We start from the raw sequence: 16,932 nt of genomic DNA, 5'->3' as shown, positions 1-16,932 counted from the left end.
AATAGCGCTAAGCTGAAATTATAGAGCATAAAGTGGTGATGAGAGGACTCGAACCTCCGGCCCACGGATTTTCAGTCCGATGCTCTACCGACTGAGCTACATCACCAACATAATTCAAGGAGAGGCAATTTAAGCTTTTTAATAGACTTACACAAATGAATAAGCCATTTATATGCTAAGGTTGTTATGGTCTTAACGTATATAAATTTTTTGTAATAAAATCTGTTATAACCTCTATAGTTTCCTCAGCATTAACTGAAAGTTCTCCATTGGCCACTGAAACAAAAGAAGTGATGGACATTAAATTGGTACAATGTAATTTGTCCTCAAGAATATATGTGCTTACGTTAAGAGGATAAACAGGGTCATTTTTAGAAGCAGCAAGATTTCCAAAGCTATTTGTTCTACAGAGCTGACGTTTTACAGAAATCAGCAAATCATGCGCTCCATTTTCTTGCCGAGTAGTAAATTTTGTATAGACTTTAAAGAATTCCTCAACATCCTTCCCCTGTTCCTCTTCAAGAGGAAAACATTTGTTCCAGTCACGTATATAAACAGCTATAAGTAATATAGGAATATGATGCGCATTGCTTTTATGATTCTTATTGTCGCGTATAAATTCTTTTATTTTTTGGCTACATGAAGAACCTGTTCGCATGTCACTTACACCTTTCAATAAACAATCAGCACCTGGCTTTAACAAAAAGTTGTTGAGCACTGTTGCGGCCGCTTTCGCTCGCTTCTGTGACCACCTAGAATCGCTTACGCCTATAACTTCTAATCCTTTTTCTGCTTTTTCATAAAACTCATTTACATCAGATCTAGTATTTTCAAGTACATCTGTACCAGTTAGAGGTCCACCAATGGAAATAATACCTGCAATGTTGAGTTGATCGCTATAATAATAGCCTATATTCATAGCTACCTCCGCACCTTGGCTATGGCCAATTATCATCCATGGCAAGTCCTTAAGCGCTTTCTTAGAATATTTCAGATATTTTTTACATAATTCTGATTCGACCTCCTCAACTACCATTTCTGCTTGCTTATCTATCGATAGCCGCGCTGATATTACACCCTTTCTGCATGTTGGCTGAATGACCTCAACAACTTTACCAAATTTTTCCTCTACCCCTTTCTTAATCTTATCCGTTTCAGATGAAGGCATAGTAAGGCCATGCAACAGTACTACCACACAACATATGTCCTGACGCGCTGTTTCCTGTTGGCTCTGTTTATCTTTGCCTGCATCGTTAAACGCCACCTCTGCCAAATCGGGATTTTCTGTTATTTGTTTAACTCCACCTAAAGCAGGATTCTTTTTATCCACAGACTGGCTTTTTAAAGGCTTTGAATTACCTACTCCTGGCCTAGATATATGATTAACCTCACACGAAATAAATACACAAACTAGAATAAACAAAAAGCATTTTTTAATCCTAAATTTCAACATAGACTAATCGAGAGCATTTACAATAATAAGATTTCTAACATCTCCGGAACAAGACAAAAACACGTCCTTGAAACAGCCTATTTATATATTACATATTTTTTATTTGAAAATCAACAAAACATAGCTCTTTCATCTGACACTATTTCCTGAATAAGTATAAAATGTAACTTTAGATGCACTTCTATAATAATCTTTATATGCAATACTTCGCTACGAAGCAGGATCATCCAGTGGATCTTCTAACCGATAGCGGGTCCATTCTTTTTCTCCACCATCAAGTGTTATCTTTTTTCTTAAATAAGCAGGTATTTCTAATTCTTCTTTGAAAGAACGATCATCCCAGCTTCTGGACGGACGCCCGCGCTTGGCATGGGTAGTAACCGAATGCCCATATGGACAACTTTTTTCCAACGCTACCTCCTGAGGCGCACTAAAAGGCAAAGGCAACTGTACCGCAGCTGGTTCCGCTCCACCAGCTTCTTTGGCTCTTTTTTTAGTTGCTTTTAAAGCCACTTCAAGGGCTGGTTGATCAGCTGAGCCTTCCACGATTGGCCTATTGGCTTCAGAATGATACAAGGCTTGCGCATTAAGATGCATGGCGTTGGGCTTTGCGTAGTCACAAATATCCTGACTTACATCCTCTTCTTCTTTACTAAACCCAGTGGCAATCACCGTAACCCTAATGCTTTCTGACATCTCTGGATCAGAACCATGGCCAAAAATCATTTCAGCATCATTGCCCGTTTGTTCCTGTATGTAATTGGTAATAATGGTAAGCTCATCCATTTGTAATTCAGCCGTTTTACCAGAAACGATTGATAAGAGTATTTTTTTTGCGCCACGAATATCTGTGTAATCCAATAAAGGAGAAGCCAATGCCGTTTCAGCAGCTTGTAATGCCCTGCCTTCCCCCTCGGCTTCACCAGAACCCATAACCGCTGCCCCTGCATTTTTCATTACCGTCTTCACATCTTCAAAATCCACATTTACATAACCAGGAACGGTAATAATCTCGGCAATGCTTTTAGCAGCAGTGGTCAATACATTGTCTGCTTCTAGAAAAGCTTCACTGATCGAAAGCCCCCCTAATATGGTTTGGATTTTATCATTTAAAATGATCAGAACGGTATCACAATGTTTGCGCAACTCATTAATACCTTCTTGGGCCTGTAAATGCTTTTTTTTACCTTCAAATGAAAAAGGTAGCGTGACAATGCCAACCGTTAAAATACCCTGCTTACGGGCAATGCTAGCAATTACAGGGGCCGCACCTGTACCTGTCCCCCCTCCCATACCAGCTGTAACAAAAAGCATTTTTGTATCATCATCCAACAATTCTCGAATGCTCTCTTTGCTTTCTAATGCCGCATTACGCCCTACCTCTGGATTCGCACCAGCACCTAGCCCACTGGTCAGTGCCGCGCCAATTTGAAGCTTAATGGGTATAGGGCTATTTTGCAGCGCTTGTACATCGGTGTTGCACACAATAAAGGAGACATCTTTGATGCCACGCTTATACATATTGTTTACTGCATTGCTGCCGCCACCTCCTACCCCTATCACTCTGATAATAGATTTATGGTGGGTAGGTAAATCAAACTTATAGGTAATATCCTTCATAACTTATACAATGCGGTACTCAAACAACCTATATGCAGGCAGAACAAATATAATAAGTGAACCACTATTTAGCCACTAATTATCATCATAGTCATCTACTAAAAAAGCTTTCGTTTTGGTAATCATACGTGCAAAAGAAAAACTGCTTTTTTTTGCTTTTTTAATATTCTTTTTGGTAAAATTCAAATCAGCAGACTGAGCCGATCTATAGTAGGCTTCTCTATAGTCTAATGTTTTAAACCCTGCTAAAGCGAGCCCAACAGCCGTTACGTAACTAGGGTCGCGTAGCTGCTTCCTGCTGCCCTCCTCTAAATACTCATCTGGAAAGCCCAAACGGGTGTCCAATCCGGTTATCTGCTGAAGCATCGACTGTATGCCTGGTAAATTGGCACTTCCACCCGTTACAACGATACCAGCTACTAGTTTGTCATAAAAACCAGAACCTACAATTTCTTCATGGATAAAAGTTACCATTTCTTCTACACGTGCCTGTATAATTTTAGTCAAATTCGTGGTAACCACCTCTTTGGGTGTACGATTGCGCAATCCGGGAATGGTTACGACTGCTTGCGTATCCAAGGCATTCGCTTCAATATTGCCAAATTTAACCTTTAACAACTCCGCTTGCCGCTCCATAACCATACAACTCTGCTGTATATCTGAAGTAATCATATGACCGCCAAGTGGAATGGTAGCAGTATACCGAATAATGGCATCATAAAAGACCACTATATTAATAATACTCCCGCCAAAATCGATCAAACAAACCCCTGCCTCCTTTTCTTCATCACTCAATAGCGCCAAACTGGCCGCTAATGCAGAAGCCATAACCATTTCTGCTTCTACACCAGCCTTTTTAATACATTTATGTATATTTTGAATGGCATGTGTCTTCGCTGTAATGATATGAAAATTCGCCTCTAACTTCACACCTGACATGCCTACTGGATCTTGGGTTACAATTTCATAATCTATGGTATATTCTTGGGGCATAGCATGAATAATTTCTGTACCCAGAGGGGTTACAATGCGGTACATATCACTGGTAAGTTTTTTGATATCTTCCACTGTAATTTCCTCTTCTATGGCATCTCTAGTAATGCTGCCATGATGGCAAGCACCTGCTACATGCTTGCCTGAAATATTTACATTTACGATATTGATGTTTATACCCGAATCTTCTTCAGCAGCTTGCAATGCTTGCCTGATCGCAATAGCGGCTTTATCAATGTTCACGATCATACCACGCACAATCCCATCTGCAGCAGCCGTTCCCATACCTAAAACCTCAAGTTTACCAGCATCATACTGGCTTTGCGCCCCTATAACGACACAAATTTTACTGGTACCTATGTCAAGACTAGCGATAATTTCTGACATGCCTAAAAGGATATATGGTGACAACACTACGCTAAAAGCGCAAAATGGCTGATGCTAAGCATAGCAATTTATTAAAATTTATCCAAAAAAAACTAAGATGCCTGGACTTGTGCTACATTATAAAAAGCTCCATAGCCGAAAGGAGCAATTTTGCTGGAACGAAAGCGACCATTAGGTGGTAAAAATAGATACTAAAACAAAAAGCTATATAACGATTGAAAAAATTAGGCCTTTACATATTGCATAAATGAATTTTTTTATATACTATGAATTATTCACATTAGTTTTAACTTTTTTAATAAAAAAATGTGCAAGCAGGTTTAAATATATAGACTATACAAATAGCCTATCAACGGCTTGCGCTTGTATCAACTTTCAGTAATTGCTTAAGAGGTTAACAACGTAGTGAATCGTTCAAAGTAAGGGAGCAAGCACAATACGCTATAAAAAATGGCGCCAATTGGTTCGTTCCTAGTATATAAATCATATAAACCTAAAATAAATAGTATCATGTATAACACACACAGATTACCAAAGCATATGAACCATACATCATGGTATATAATAGCGACAATGATAGGCACAGCTTTGCTTACTGCTTGCAACAAAAGCAGTATGCGTTATGGCATAGGAGACAACCCAACGGACAGCCCAGGTCAAAAAGAAGCAGAAAGATTAAATACAATAAATTCAACTGAAATAACAACAACTTCTAGAGGTATACACGTCAAATGAGCATGACAATGCCCCGATACATTTAGCAGCAGAGGACAATGATTTAAATAGATTCCACGAATTAGTTACAAAAGACCCAAAGGTTTTGGAGACAGTTAATAAATACGGAAACACGCCACTCCATATGGCAGCAACTAGAGGGTATATAAATATAGTGGGGCATATACTTGAATGGATAAAAGGCCACCCAGACAATACATATCTAATCAATATACAAAATAATAATGGTCATACGCCAGCACATCAGGCAGCACGTAAAGGTTATAAGGAAACATACAATTTACTCGCATCAGCTGGAGCTGATTTGACGATAAAATGTAAAAAACACGAAAAGACACCTGCAGAGGAATTGAAAGAGGAGCCAGAAGAAGAGCAACTAAAAGCTAGCAGCTAAAAACTAAAGGCTAAAAAGTAGGATATAAAATCCTACTTTTTAGCTAAAACGATACTGTTATAACTGAAAATCAATTAAAACATAAGCCTTATATTGACGCCATTGGCAAAAATTTGTTTTGCCACATATAGCAACCCATACCCTGTAGTTATTTTCAGTCCATTATAGATTACGTAACCACACGTGGTATTACGATAGTTAAATTGATTTTTCTTCCCACTGTAACTTTAAAGCATTCCATAGCCATATTTTAGGTAGTTGTAGGGTTGTGTCATATGCTACATTGGCTTTGTATCGATCTTGCGCAACAGATAGATAGCTGTTTCCCAATACAGGCTCATTTGCATGGTTAATATAGTCAACTGTAAAATATTGCTGTTTTATCCAGGTAGGGATTCCCGTTATTAGTTCATCTAATCGACAAACAGGCTGACCATTTACAGCTACCAACTCTAAAGTATAAACTTTAATTTTTTTAAAAGAACTATGAAATATTTCTTTAAAAATGTTATTAGGCTGTGCGAAACAAAAGGTCAATGTTTTAGGAAAAACACCACCAAGCCGGCTAGAAAAATCATCTGTTTCAAAGAAAACAGTTCCACCAAACTGAACCATTCTGGTAATGCGATGATCCTCTAAATTATAAAGCGGGATGATGATATCCTGAAATCGACCTCTTCTACATATAGTCAATAGAATATGGTCTTTAGTAGATTTATTTTGAGCCATATCAAAATCTACTAAGCTGGGTCCTATCTGCTTACCATCAATTGCCCAGATAATATCACCAACCATAAGCTTCCCTTCTGCAGGAGAACCTTTTAGTATAGAGTTTACTACCAGTGTAGTGTTCTTTGCCTTTTGAAATTTATTAAAGCAATCCCCTCGCCCTTTTGATTAAATACTAAAGAACCAACTCCTCCATCATTGGTATCCATGCTGATATCAATAAGATGCTCTGGCATTCTTACCACTTTTACAAAGTTTATATCTGATACCCTACCCTTGGATAGAATCCTTTGTGTCCTTTTTTCTTCAGGAATTGTAATTGTAAAAATAGCTTCCCCCTCTATAGGCTCTTGCTCACTGATTTTCACAGCAAGGGCTTCAGTTGGAATAATAGCTGGATCTAGTTTTAGAATAGAAAAGTTTAACCAGGGATCAGAATAGCAAATTTTTGCTTTAGCTTTTGTACCATTAAAAAAGCTAACGGTATATTCTGCGATTGTAGGTTCACCGATCATACCATTGGTTAAGAGATACCCCTCCTGTTTATCAACTACCACACCAGTTGCTCCTCCCTCCAAAGGAATGGAATAGGCGGTTAAGATTGGCTTATAATCAATAGAAACTACTGATTGCTTAGCCTGCTTTACAACATCGGAAGCTCTACTTGCCGATGCAACTAGTGGCTGCACACCTAAAACCAATAAGCTATATAAGCATAGCCTCCATTTTTTAATTATAGTCCTATTTAACATTTTCTATTTATGTAAAAACGTAAATAGAAGGCTTAATGCATAACGCCTTCTATTTAATTTTGATTTACATCTTTAGCAGCTTATTAAAACTGCCTATTAAAATACTGCATAAAATGCAGCCATATAAAATTCAATTGTATATTGAATGCAACACTGTTATAATCTAACAGGTAAAGTATATTACTTAGAACGCTTTTGAAAAACCTCAGGATGGAAATGCATTCCTTTTACCTTTTCATCACAAGGATTTGATCCTATCGCATCTTGAAACATCTCGCTTTTCACTGTTTTCATTTCTGCACTATCACCTGGTTTGAATGCATACAGAGAACCTTTTGGTGGATCAACATTATCGTGATAGAGATTGCTTCCTCTATAATAGAGCCCATCTCCTACATATGTCTTAGATGCATTACCACCGCCACCAACTATCATTTCATACTCTTGTAAGGATAATCTCTCTTCTTTAAATCTGGTAAATCGGGTCATAACATTAAGATTTATATAAAAATTACACGCTACACTATAATAATAATTAAAAATATAATGCACTTAACTTCTAATTAGAAAAAATCAAGTGAAAGCGCTTGCAAGGGGCTTACTATAGAAAGATCTAAATCTATGTTAGATATGAGTAGCAATTATACATTAAATAAATTAATAGCATGGGAGGATGGCACGCTTTCCCCTGAGCGTGAATATCTAGGGTGTGTCGTCAATTAAAAATAAGTTATATTTATTAAGGATTTAATTTCTTTATTTCTTTCAATAAATCAATAACACAAGATGCGACGTCACGAATTGACTGAATCACAATTTGAAAAAATATCCCATTTACTTCCTGGTCGTCAAGGTTCAGTAGGCGTAACTGCAAAAAGTAATAGAACCTTTCTAAATGGAATTTTTTGGTTGTTTAAAACAGGTGCTCCTTGGCGTGATCTACCAGAGCGGTATGGTTGCTGGAAAAATGCGCATCGAAGGTTTTCACTTTGGTCAAAAAAAGGTGTTTTTAACGCTATTTTTCGTTCATTATCAGATGATGGTAATAGGGGTTTTTTAGCTATGGATGGAACGCTTGTCAAAGCGCATCAACATGCTTCTGGTGCATCTAAAAAAAAATAATAGAGAATTTCAAGATGAATGGTTAGGTCGTTCTCGGGGAGGGTTAACAAGTAAGATACATTGTTTATCAGATCAATCTGGAAATCCTGTTGATTTGGTAGTTACAGGTGGTCAAGTCCACGATAGTCAACTTGCTGAGGATTTATTAGATAATAAAAAAGCCAATTTTGTAATAGCTGATAGAGCCTATGATAGTCAAGCTATTCTTAAATGCATTGAAAATATGGGAGCAATAGCTGTTATCCCTCCTAGATCAAATAGAAAGGAAACACGTGATTTTGACAAAAATTATTATAAAAACCGAAATGTAGTTGAACGATTTTTTGCTCGATTAAAACAATTTAGAGGCATTGCTACGCGTTACTGTAAACGAGGAAAATATTTTTTGGAAGCAATTAAATTTGCCGCTTCCATTATATTAATCACATAATTGACGACACGCCCTAGTTTATCAATATAGGTTTACTTTTACTTCGCGCCAACTTTTTATCGGCGGACATGGGTGATGGAGTATGCTAGCCATCCATTTGCATCTCTATGCTAGACTAAATTTTCCTTAAACGGAGGCGTATACCAAAGCCTACAGTCACGTTGACACAAGGGTACCATCAAAGCAACTCCTTTACTTTGCTATATTCTGGAGAAAACTCAATCACAAACTTTGACTTAGCGGTTTGAATCCATTTAGCAACGGCTTCTTTTTTTTTCTCTTCAAGCAAATGAGCGTAGATTTTTTCATAATCCTGCGTGAGATTCATTGGATGAGCCGCTACCCTTTGCTTGAGATAGAGCAACCGACAAGCGGATCTAGCAGATGTGCCCATATACTGGGGTGCACTGACTTCACCTTCTTTAAGTCCATCAATGGCAAAATAGACCTCTGGATCTAAAGATTCAACAGGGATGAGTAGGCCAGGAAAAAGGTCACCCCCCTGACTAGGGGCTTTAATCAATCCTGCTTGAGCAACCGTTCCCTTGTCTTCTGAATATTGCTGAACAGCTGCTTCAAAGGTTAATTTTCCAGCCACTATATCTGATCTAATTTTATTCAACTCACCTTTAGTCCATTCAATTTCTTGCTCTGTAGGTGGTAGCATCTTCAGGATATGACGGGTATTGTATTGGTCTTTATTACGCCCTATTAGGGTTATAAGATACCACCCAAACTCAAAAGCTATAGGATCACTAACCTCCCCAACCTTTAGCGAAAGAGCAGTTGATTCATAAGCTGGTGGCAATACACCCAAAGGAACCCAACCAATTTCACCTCCCTTACGAGCAGAATGAAAGTCATCGGAATGTTCCTTAGCCAATTCAGAAAAAGTAGCCACACCATTTAATAGCAACTTTTTTAAATCCAAAAGTTTACTTTTAGCGGCTTCTTGTCTTTTTGCATCTATCTTAGGATAAACAACCAATTGATGCACCTGAACAGCAGCAGGGTAGTAAGGACGCGCATTTGGGGATAACCTATTGAAATAAGCTGTTACCTCTGCTGGTGTAACCCTTACCTCTTTTGTAATATAAGCATAGGTCTGTTGAGCCAACGATTCTGACTTTATCATTTCCTTGATGCGTTTCTTAAAAGCATAAATAGGTTGACCGGCAGCTTCAACAAGCTTTTCTTCAGAACCAAATCGCTGTATCAAACTGGCCACCCTATCCTCACAGCGGCCTTGAATATATGCTTTAGGGATCTTAACATCATTCAATAGCGCCTCTGATAAGAAAATCTTGTCTAAAACCAACTCTCGCAATAGATCCATCTTTACAGACGCATCCACTGCTTTACCTTGTTGTAAAGCCAATTGATTGCATACTGCTTCTAAATCAGAATGCAAAATAAACGCTTCATTTACTCTAGCAATTGTTTTATCCAAATGCAATCTTTCATCTGCCCTAGTTACAGGCAACCAAGGATACACGAGTAAAACCAGAACGCACAGAACGCTTTTAGTTAATCTGGATAACACAGGTATGATTTTTTTTAGCATCTTCTAAAAGTTTACATTTTATTTTGTTCATCAGATCTACCCTTCTTTTATGTAGTATAATGGCTCTAATCTGATCTTCTACTGCTTCTAGCGGAGCAATCTCTTGCGTTATTTTATACTGATTGATCTTTAAAAAATAGATATGCTTTGAGCCTGCTTCATGAATAAATTTATTGGTTTTTAATAATCTAGTGGCATTCCTAAGTGGGCGGTAGCCAATCTTAGCTAACACTGCTTCCCAAACAAACCATTGATCTGTGTCTAAAATAGCAGTATCAAGATAAGGCTTGCAACAAGCTTGTAATTTTATGCGATCTACAGCTTTGTTGGATAGCATCAGTGATTTTACAGAATTAATAGCAGCAGCTTTTTTGGGAATGGCCAAAAAAATACCTTTTACAATATCATGATGGAGTATAAAGTCACGCTGCTTATACTTTTGGTAATAATCGGCTATTGCTTCCGATGATACATGTGTATCAAAATCACGTTGAACAAGGGTTTCTAAAAAATGGTATGCCAACAAGTCATTCTTATAATCATTTAACTTAACTTCTATAGAGGGCTGCATAAATTGGTCATCTGCTTGGGCAATAAGAAGTTGTTTACACGCCCATTCTTCTACATATTTTTTAACAAAAAAATCGGCATCTGCAGCATCAATATGCGTAAGATCGATTGACGCAAGATCTGATGGATATAGATACTGCTTACCTACACAAGCCACAAAAGCATTCCTTTGCGCACCTCCTCTGCTTTTTTCAACACGACAACTGCGCACTACCCAGTAAAAAAAGAAAAAGAGCAAAAAGCTACAAATACAAAGCTTACTCAAACGAGACACCCTCAAAATGAATCTATAAAAATGATAGTAAACTAAAATACTGGCTACTAAAAAGATAGCAACCAGTATTGATTAAACCCTCCCTATATGTACTATAAAAGGAGCAATAAACGATTTATTTTTTCTTGGCAGGCTTAGCCGGACCCCCAGCTGGTTTAGACTGAGCCTTCGGACCTACTACAGGTGGTTGTGGCGCTTTAGGTGCTACTGCTTTAAGTGCTTCTAAAACCATTTCAGAAATATCAACTGATTTATGCGCAAAAAGCACTACAGGACCAACTTCTGTGTTTTTACTCAAAACAAAAACATAAGCATGTTCCACTGCAATTTTGTTAATTACCTCGTGCATTTTATCATAAATGGGCTGCATAAGTGTCTTATACTTTTCTGCCATTTTAGCATGCTTTTGCTCCTCAAGCTCCCGAATAGCTAATTCCAATTTTTGGAATTCCAGAACCTTCTGCTTTTTTTGAGCTTCCGTCAAGCTATCTAGCTGCTGGTGGAAAGCATCAGCCTTTTCTTGACCCTCTTTGATTTTTGTTTGAATCTGATTATCCAGTTGCTTTTGAAAGCTCTGAATTTCAGCATTATTCTTCTTAGCTTCTGGTAAAATACTTAAAATATAACCCACATCTACACACGCAATCTTTAAAGCAGATGGAGCTGCTTGAAGTCGCTCCATAGCCTTAGATGGAGCATCGGCTTTTACACCAGTATACATAGAGAGCACGAGCGCCAATGCAGATAAAAATTTATAATTCATTACAGTACAATTTTAACGTTTAACTATATCAACTAGATAAGATAGGACATACCCCACCTCCACTTACTACCCACCCATTTATAGAAACAGATAGGGAATACTGCATAGTTACATATAAATAAAATAAAGATCAAGTGAATAAGCACATAAAAAAATGTCTATTCCATTAATATTTTAAAAAGTAGGCCAAAATCTATTATACTGCCTTTATAAAAAGCCTTTTTAACTACTTTTCATCTTTTCTCCTTTGAGGATGGCTTGTTCAATATTCCCGACTAAGTTAAAAGCCATTTCAGGGAGATGGTCTACTGCACCATCAATGATCATATTAAAGTCTTTAATGGTATCTTCTATAGGCACACGGGCACCTTGAATGCCTGTAAATCGCTCTGCAACATTAAATGGTTGGGATAAAAACCGCTCTACCTTTCTGGCACGATAAACGGTTTGTATATCCTCCTCTGAAAGCTCATCCATACCTAGAATGGCTATAATATCCTGTAGTTCTTTATAACGCTGGAGGGTTCTTTTGACTTTCTGAGCAGTCTCATAATGCAAATTACCTAGCACTTCAGGGTTTAAAGCTCTAGAAGAAGAGGCTAAAGGATCCACTGCAGGGTAAATACCCAGTGAGGCTATCCTTCTGGAAAGTACGGTAGTGGTATCTAAATGGGTAAAAGTAGTAGCAGGCGCAGGATCTGTTAAATCATCTGCTGGCACATAAACCGCTTGCACAGAGGTAATCGAACCATGCTTCAAAGAGGTAATGCGTTCTTGCATGGCACCCATCTCTGTGGCCAGCGTTGGTTGATAGCCAACAGCGGAAGGGATCCGTCCCAACAAAGCAGAAATTTCTGCACCAGCTTGTGTGAAGCGAAAGATATTATCAATAAAAAAAAGAATATCCTTGCCTTCTTCACCTTCACTATGGTCACGAAAATATTCTGCAATAGAAAGCCCAGTAAGCGCTACACGTGCCCTTGCACCAGGGGATTCATTCATTTGACCAAATACCAGCGTCGCCTGAGATTTTTTTAAGGCCTCATGGTCTACCTTACTAAGGTCCCAATGGCCTTGCTCCATAGCCTGCGCAAAGGCCTCGCCATAATTGATCACACCTGCTTCAATCATTTCCCGTAAGAGGTCATTGCCTTCACGTGTACGTTCGCCTACACCGGCAAATACAGAAAGACCATTATAGGATTTAGCAATGTTATCAATCAGCTCCATAATCAAAACCGTTTTACCTACACCTGCACCACCAAACAAGCCAATTTTACCACCCTTCACATAAGGTGCCAACAGATCAATAACCTTAATGCCCGTATAGAGGATTTCTGTTGTGGAAGAAAGTTGGTCAAAAGGTGGTACCGGTCTATGAATGGAGCGCTTTTGGTCGCTTTCTGGTTGCGCCATACCATCTATAGCCGTTCCTATCACATTGAAAAGACGGCCACGTACCACATCGCCTACAGGTACTTGAATAGGGGCGCCTGTATCGACTACCTCTAGTCCACGTGTTAACCCCTCTGTACCTTCCATAGCAATGGCCCGCACACAGTGTTCACCCAAATGTTGTTGGCACTCTACGGTAACCAATTTGCCAGAAGGCGTCTGGATATGTAACGCATTTAATATACTTGGCAAGCTAGCTGCCTCGCTAAAACGGATATCAATTACAGGACCTATAATTTGAATAATTTTTCCAGTCTGGGACATTGTTTGTAATTAAAATGATAGAGACATTATATGCGTTTTTGCCTATTGGCTTTGAATAGATCTTCAAAAAACGACCCTACAAATAAAGCGCAATAGACAACATCTGAACCGCTCGTTAAATTTATAAAAAAGGATTGGATTTGTTACTGTAATATACAGCTAGCTTTAAAAGTAAGCGCAAACAGCAAACCAAAAGCGGTTTCAACTACGTTTCTCCTATATCCTACTAAAATTGCTGATCACAAATCAGGTTATGCAAGAGGTCTAATGCAAAAAATTGATTAAATTCCTAGCGGGGAGCAAAAAAGATACCATTATAGTAGAAAAATTAATGACGCAAAAACCTACATTATCTTTATGTCATTGGCCATACAATTGGCCCAGCGCTCGCACTGTGTTAAAAAGAAGGTGGGCGCTGTATTAGCAAAAGAGACCCGAATCATTGCCATAGGGTACAATGGCCCGCCACCGGGCACCTATAATTGTGATGAAATATGGCCTAAAACAGGCTGTGCGAGGAATATAAAAGGAAGTTGTTCTTTAGCAATTCATGCAAAGCAAAATGCGCTGCTTTACGCATTAACCAATCATGCGAATGTAAAAGATGGTGTCCTCTATACGACGCTTTCTCCATGCCTGTCTTGTGCCCGTATCATATTTAGTGTAGGGGTTAAAAAAGTGGTATACAAAGATTCTTACGCAGCCTATAAAAACTTAGATTATGAAGAAGGATTAAATTTTCTAGATGAATTTGGTGTAATAGTAACCCAATATGACCCATATAGGGATATAGAGGTTTAAGTCTAATGAGCTAAGTAGTTGCTATCCTAAATAGTGGGCCTGTATGGAATAACGCACACATTAACACCATGTTTAAGGTTTCAGGCAACCAATTATATAAAATATTTTAAATTATTTGGCAGTAATGATATGCTATAATCAAAGAACCATTTGTAAATTGGGGGCAAACCTACCCATAAGGGTAGCTTATGGGCATAAAAATAAAGTGAGGGTCATGCGCAAGATAAGCTAGCACCCTGCTTAAACTTTATAATTATGCATCTAGCATACTACTATTGTAATAATTTTTTACCACAACGAATACTTCTATGGCAAAGAATTTAGTTATTGTTGAGTCACCTGCAAAAGCCAAAACGATCGAACGGTACCTAGGGAGTAGCTACCAAGTCGCTTCCTCTAATGGCCATATTAGAGACCTTATTAAAGGCAATAACGCCATTGACATTGAACAAGGTTTTTTGCCTAGTTATGCAATCAGCCCTGGGAAAGAACGGGTAGTACAACACCTTAAAAAATTAGCCAGTAACTCGGATCGTGTCTATTTAGCCAGTGACGATGACCGAGAAGGGGAGTCTATTTCATGGCATTTAAAAGAAGCACTTGAGTTAAACGACAACAAAGTGCAGCGCATTGTCTTTCGAGAAATTACCAAAATGGCTGTTTTGAATGCATTGAAACAGCCACGTACCATTGACTTAGCCTTAGTCGACTCACAACAAGCCAGGCGCATTTTAGATAGGCTAGTAGGCTATGACCTTTCGCCATTATTGTGGAAAAAGATTAAACCAGGTCTTTCTGCAGGCCGTGTACAATCTGTTGCCGTAAGGATGGTTGTAGAACGCGAAAGGGCCATTGATCGTTTTGTTTCCACTTCTAATTTTGCTGTATCTGCTTTTTTTATTTTATCAACGGAGCAACTATTGAAAGCAGATGGCGCAGAGAAGTTTAAAGCAGAAGCAGAGGCCTTCGGATTTTTAGAAAAATGTAAAGGGGCACTTTTCTCGATTAAATCACTGGATACCAAAGCATTAAAGCGGTCTCCCTCCCCTCCTTTTACGACTTCTACCTTACAGCAAGAGGCTAGTAGAAAACTTGGTTATTCTGTAAACCGCACTATGGTACTGGCTCAGCAGCTTTACGAAACAGGTAAAATTTCTTATATGAGGACTGACTCTGTAAATCTTTCCAAAGAGGCCATACAAAATATATCTGAAATAGTCTCCACCACCTATGGAGCTTCCTATTTCCAAGCTAGAAGTTATACCACTAAATCATCCACTGCACAAGAAGCCCACGAAGCCATAAGACCTACTGATTTTTCATTAAAAGTAGCCAGTAGCCATAAAGATGAACAACGGCTCTATGAGCTCATCTGGCGTAGGGCTATGGCCTCTCAAATGGCTGATGCACAAATAGAAAAAACCATAGCCACCATTGCAATTTCTACAACAGACCAACCACTGATTGCAACAGGCGAAGTATTGAAATTTGAAGGTTTTCTAAAGGCATATATACGCGACCAAACGGATGAAGAAGGGTCAGATGAGGCCAAAACGATGTTGCCACCGCTCCATATAGGTCAGGAACTTTCCTTAGAAAAAATGTTGGCCAGAGAACGATTCAGCCATCCGCCCGCTCGGTATACTGAGGCCACTTTAGTTAGAGATTTAGAAGAAAAAGAGATCGGACGCCCCTCCACCTATGCACCTATTATTGCCACTATTCAGAAAAGAGGGTATATCAAATTAGAATCTCGTGAAGGCTTTCCACGCACCTATAGGTTATTAACGCTACAAAACAACCTAATTCACGCAGAAACACCCACTGAAATCGTTCGTGCAGAGAAACAAAAACTTTTTCCAACCGATATGGCTGCAGTAGTCAATGACTTTTTGGTCAAACACTTTTCCGATGTAACCGACTATAATTTTACCGCACATATAGAGAAAGAGTTAGATAAAATTGCTCAAGGCACTAAGATTTGGAATCAGATGTTAACCGAGTTCTATAGTGGTTTTTATCCTAAAGTTCAGGCTACTGCTGAGATAGACCGATCCATGGTAAATTATACCAGGCTCTTAGGACGAGATCCAGCAACCAATGCTTCGTTAATCGTGCGATTGGGTAAATATGGCCCATTGGTTCAGTTAGGCATTGAAGCAGATGGTCGTGAGGAACCGCCTCGTTTTGCAGGACTTCGGGCCAATCAGCGTATGGAAACCATTACATTAGAAGAAGCCTTAGAACTGTTTAAACTGCCACGTGTAGTGGGGACATTTGAAACACTGCCCCTGATGATCAACATAGGCAGATTTGGCCCCTATATTAAACATGGTTCCCTGTTTTACTCCATACCCAAAACAGATGATCCATTTACGATTAATGAACAAGATGCTATAGCCACTATTGAAGCCAAACGAAAAGCAGATACTGAAAAGCTGATCAAAACTTTTCCTGAGGATCCAACCATACAAATTTTAAATGGAAGATGGGGGGCATATATTAAACATGGTAAAAAACATGCCCGTATTCCTAAAGATATTGTAGACCCTAAGCTGCTGAGCTTATCGGAATGTGTAAGTATTGTAGAAAACAATGTAAAATCAAAAAAAAGATAAAAAAGCAC

General features: G+C 38.6%; 16 protein-coding genes and 1 tRNA gene. 6 read left to right on the top strand and 11 right to left on the bottom strand.

Going from position 1 to position 16,932, the window contains the following annotated elements; translation table 11 throughout:
* Positions 1-33: 33 nt before the first annotated feature.
* From ACOALF_RS03145 to ftsA, 4 genes are all read right to left on the bottom strand, one after another.
* Positions 34-106: transfer RNA gene (locus ACOALF_RS03145), tRNA-Phe, on the bottom strand.
* Positions 107-184: 78 nt separating this feature from the next.
* Positions 185-1,330, bottom strand: coding sequence for a hypothetical protein (locus ACOALF_RS03140; RefSeq protein ID WP_419241062.1), 1,146 nt, complete (start codon positions 1,328-1,330; stop codon positions 185-187).
* A gap of 333 nt (positions 1,331-1,663) precedes the next feature.
* Entirely contained in the window at positions 1,664-3,073 is a 1,410-nt protein-coding gene (ftsZ, locus tag ACOALF_RS03135) for a cell division protein FtsZ (protein ID WP_419241061.1), read from the bottom strand.
* Positions 3,074-3,148: 75 nt separating this feature from the next.
* Positions 3,149-4,453, bottom strand: coding sequence for a cell division protein FtsA (gene ftsA / locus ACOALF_RS03130; protein WP_419241060.1), 1,305 nt, complete (start codon positions 4,451-4,453; stop codon positions 3,149-3,151).
* A 540-nt stretch (positions 4,454-4,993) separates the two neighbouring features.
* Here ftsA and ACOALF_RS03125 point away from each other — a divergent pair.
* A complete protein-coding gene (locus ACOALF_RS03125; RefSeq protein ID WP_419241059.1) occupies positions 4,994-5,188 on the top strand; it encodes a hypothetical protein in 195 nt (64 codons plus the stop codon).
* Positions 5,189-5,204: 16 nt separating this feature from the next.
* Complete coding sequence (locus ACOALF_RS03120; protein WP_419241914.1) at positions 5,205-5,582, top strand: ankyrin repeat domain-containing protein; 378 nt, start codon at positions 5,205-5,207, stop codon at positions 5,580-5,582.
* 198 nt (positions 5,583-5,780) lie between these two features.
* Here ACOALF_RS03120 and ACOALF_RS03115 read toward each other — a convergent pair whose 3' ends face one another.
* The 3 genes from ACOALF_RS03115 to ACOALF_RS03105 form a co-directional block, all read right to left on the bottom strand.
* A complete protein-coding gene (locus tag ACOALF_RS03115; protein ID WP_419241058.1) occupies positions 5,781-6,377 on the bottom strand; it encodes a hypothetical protein in 597 nt (198 codons plus the stop codon).
* Positions 6,378-6,418: 41 nt separating this feature from the next.
* Positions 6,419-7,000, bottom strand: a complete 582-nt coding sequence (locus ACOALF_RS03110) for a S1 family peptidase (protein ID WP_419241057.1) — start codon at positions 6,998-7,000, stop codon at positions 6,419-6,421.
* A 243-nt stretch (positions 7,001-7,243) separates the two neighbouring features.
* Complete coding sequence (locus ACOALF_RS03105) at positions 7,244-7,552, bottom strand: hypothetical protein (protein ID WP_419241056.1); 309 nt, start codon at positions 7,550-7,552, stop codon at positions 7,244-7,246.
* A 297-nt stretch (positions 7,553-7,849) separates the two neighbouring features.
* Here ACOALF_RS03105 and ACOALF_RS03100 point away from each other — a divergent pair, with 297 nt between their 5' ends.
* Together ACOALF_RS03100 and ACOALF_RS03095 are read left to right on the top strand one after the other, a co-directional pair.
* Complete coding sequence (locus ACOALF_RS03100) at positions 7,850-8,185, top strand: IS5 family transposase (RefSeq protein WP_419241055.1); 336 nt, start codon at positions 7,850-7,852, stop codon at positions 8,183-8,185.
* The gene (locus ACOALF_RS03095) at positions 8,130-8,615 is read left to right on the top strand and encodes an IS5 family transposase (protein ID WP_419241054.1); all 486 of its coding nucleotides are present in this window, start codon (positions 8,130-8,132) and stop codon (positions 8,613-8,615) included. The genes ACOALF_RS03100 and ACOALF_RS03095 overlap by 56 nt, the downstream gene beginning before the upstream one ends.
* A 178-nt stretch (positions 8,616-8,793) precedes the next feature.
* On the opposite strand, the gene ACOALF_RS03090 is transcribed toward ACOALF_RS03095, so the two are convergent.
* The 4 genes from ACOALF_RS03090 to atpD form a co-directional block, all read right to left on the bottom strand.
* Complete coding sequence (locus ACOALF_RS03090; protein WP_419241053.1) at positions 8,794-10,065, bottom strand: foldase protein PrsA; 1,272 nt, start codon at positions 10,063-10,065, stop codon at positions 8,794-8,796.
* 73 nt (positions 10,066-10,138) lie between these two features.
* Positions 10,139-11,014, bottom strand: coding sequence for a hypothetical protein (locus tag ACOALF_RS03085; protein WP_419241052.1), 876 nt, complete (start codon positions 11,012-11,014; stop codon positions 10,139-10,141).
* Positions 11,015-11,138: 124 nt separating this feature from the next.
* Positions 11,139-11,786 carry an OmpH family outer membrane protein gene (locus ACOALF_RS03080; RefSeq protein WP_419241051.1) on the bottom strand — a complete coding sequence of 216 codons (648 nt, stop codon included), beginning with the start codon at positions 11,784-11,786 and terminating at the stop codon, positions 11,139-11,141.
* Between the two features lie 222 nt (positions 11,787-12,008).
* Positions 12,009-13,505: a F0F1 ATP synthase subunit beta gene (gene atpD / locus ACOALF_RS03075; RefSeq protein WP_419241050.1), complete on the bottom strand. Its 1,497-nt coding sequence runs from the start codon at positions 13,503-13,505 to the stop codon at positions 12,009-12,011.
* 357 nt (positions 13,506-13,862) lie between these two features.
* Here atpD and ACOALF_RS03070 point away from each other — a divergent pair, with 357 nt between their 5' ends.
* Complete coding sequence (locus tag ACOALF_RS03070) at positions 13,863-14,306, top strand: deoxycytidylate deaminase (protein WP_419241049.1); 444 nt, start codon at positions 13,863-13,865, stop codon at positions 14,304-14,306.
* Positions 14,307-14,614: 308 nt separating this feature from the next.
* The gene (topA, locus tag ACOALF_RS03065; protein WP_419241048.1) at positions 14,615-16,924 is read left to right on the top strand and encodes a type I DNA topoisomerase; all 2,310 of its coding nucleotides are present in this window, start codon (positions 14,615-14,617) and stop codon (positions 16,922-16,924) included.
* The last annotated feature ends 8 nt before the right edge of the window (positions 16,925-16,932 follow it).

Source organism: Cardinium endosymbiont of Nabis limbatus (assembly GCF_965196625.1).
In the GTDB taxonomy this organism is placed as follows: domain Bacteria; phylum Bacteroidota; class Bacteroidia; order Cytophagales; family Amoebophilaceae; genus Cardinium.
The sequence above is the reverse complement of the archived record's forward strand: the minus strand, read 5'-3'. Positions and strand labels throughout refer to the sequence as shown.

What these genes read in the sequence shown, in the direction of transcription:
- ACOALF_RS03105 (WP_419241056.1), bottom strand. Translation starts at nt 7,552, where the DNA reads ATGACCCGATTTACCAGATTTAAAGAAGAGAGATTATCCTTACAAGAG.
- topA (WP_419241048.1), top strand. Translation starts at nt 14,615, where the DNA reads ATGGCAAAGAATTTAGTTATTGTTGAGTCACCTGCAAAAGCCAAAACG.
- ACOALF_RS03115 (WP_419241058.1), bottom strand. Translation starts at nt 6,377, where the DNA reads ATGGTTGGTGATATTATCTGGGCAATTGATGGTAAGCAGATAGGACCC.
- ftsA (WP_419241060.1), bottom strand. Translation starts at nt 4,453, where the DNA reads ATGTCAGAAATTATCGCTAGTCTTGACATAGGTACCAGTAAAATTTGT.
- atpD (WP_419241050.1), bottom strand. Translation starts at nt 13,505, where the DNA reads ATGTCCCAGACTGGAAAAATTATTCAAATTATAGGTCCTGTAATTGAT.
- ftsZ (WP_419241061.1), bottom strand. Translation starts at nt 3,073, where the DNA reads ATGAAGGATATTACCTATAAGTTTGATTTACCTACCCACCATAAATCT.
- ACOALF_RS03125 (WP_419241059.1), top strand. Translation starts at nt 4,994, where the DNA reads ATGAACCATACATCATGGTATATAATAGCGACAATGATAGGCACAGCT.
- ACOALF_RS03080 (WP_419241051.1), bottom strand. Translation starts at nt 11,786, where the DNA reads ATGAATTATAAATTTTTATCTGCATTGGCGCTCGTGCTCTCTATGTAT.
- ACOALF_RS03070 (WP_419241049.1), top strand. Translation starts at nt 13,863, where the DNA reads ATGTCATTGGCCATACAATTGGCCCAGCGCTCGCACTGTGTTAAAAAG.
- ACOALF_RS03100 (WP_419241055.1), top strand. Translation starts at nt 7,850, where the DNA reads ATGCGACGTCACGAATTGACTGAATCACAATTTGAAAAAATATCCCAT.
- ACOALF_RS03095 (WP_419241054.1), top strand. Translation starts at nt 8,130, where the DNA reads ATGGAACGCTTGTCAAAGCGCATCAACATGCTTCTGGTGCATCTAAAA.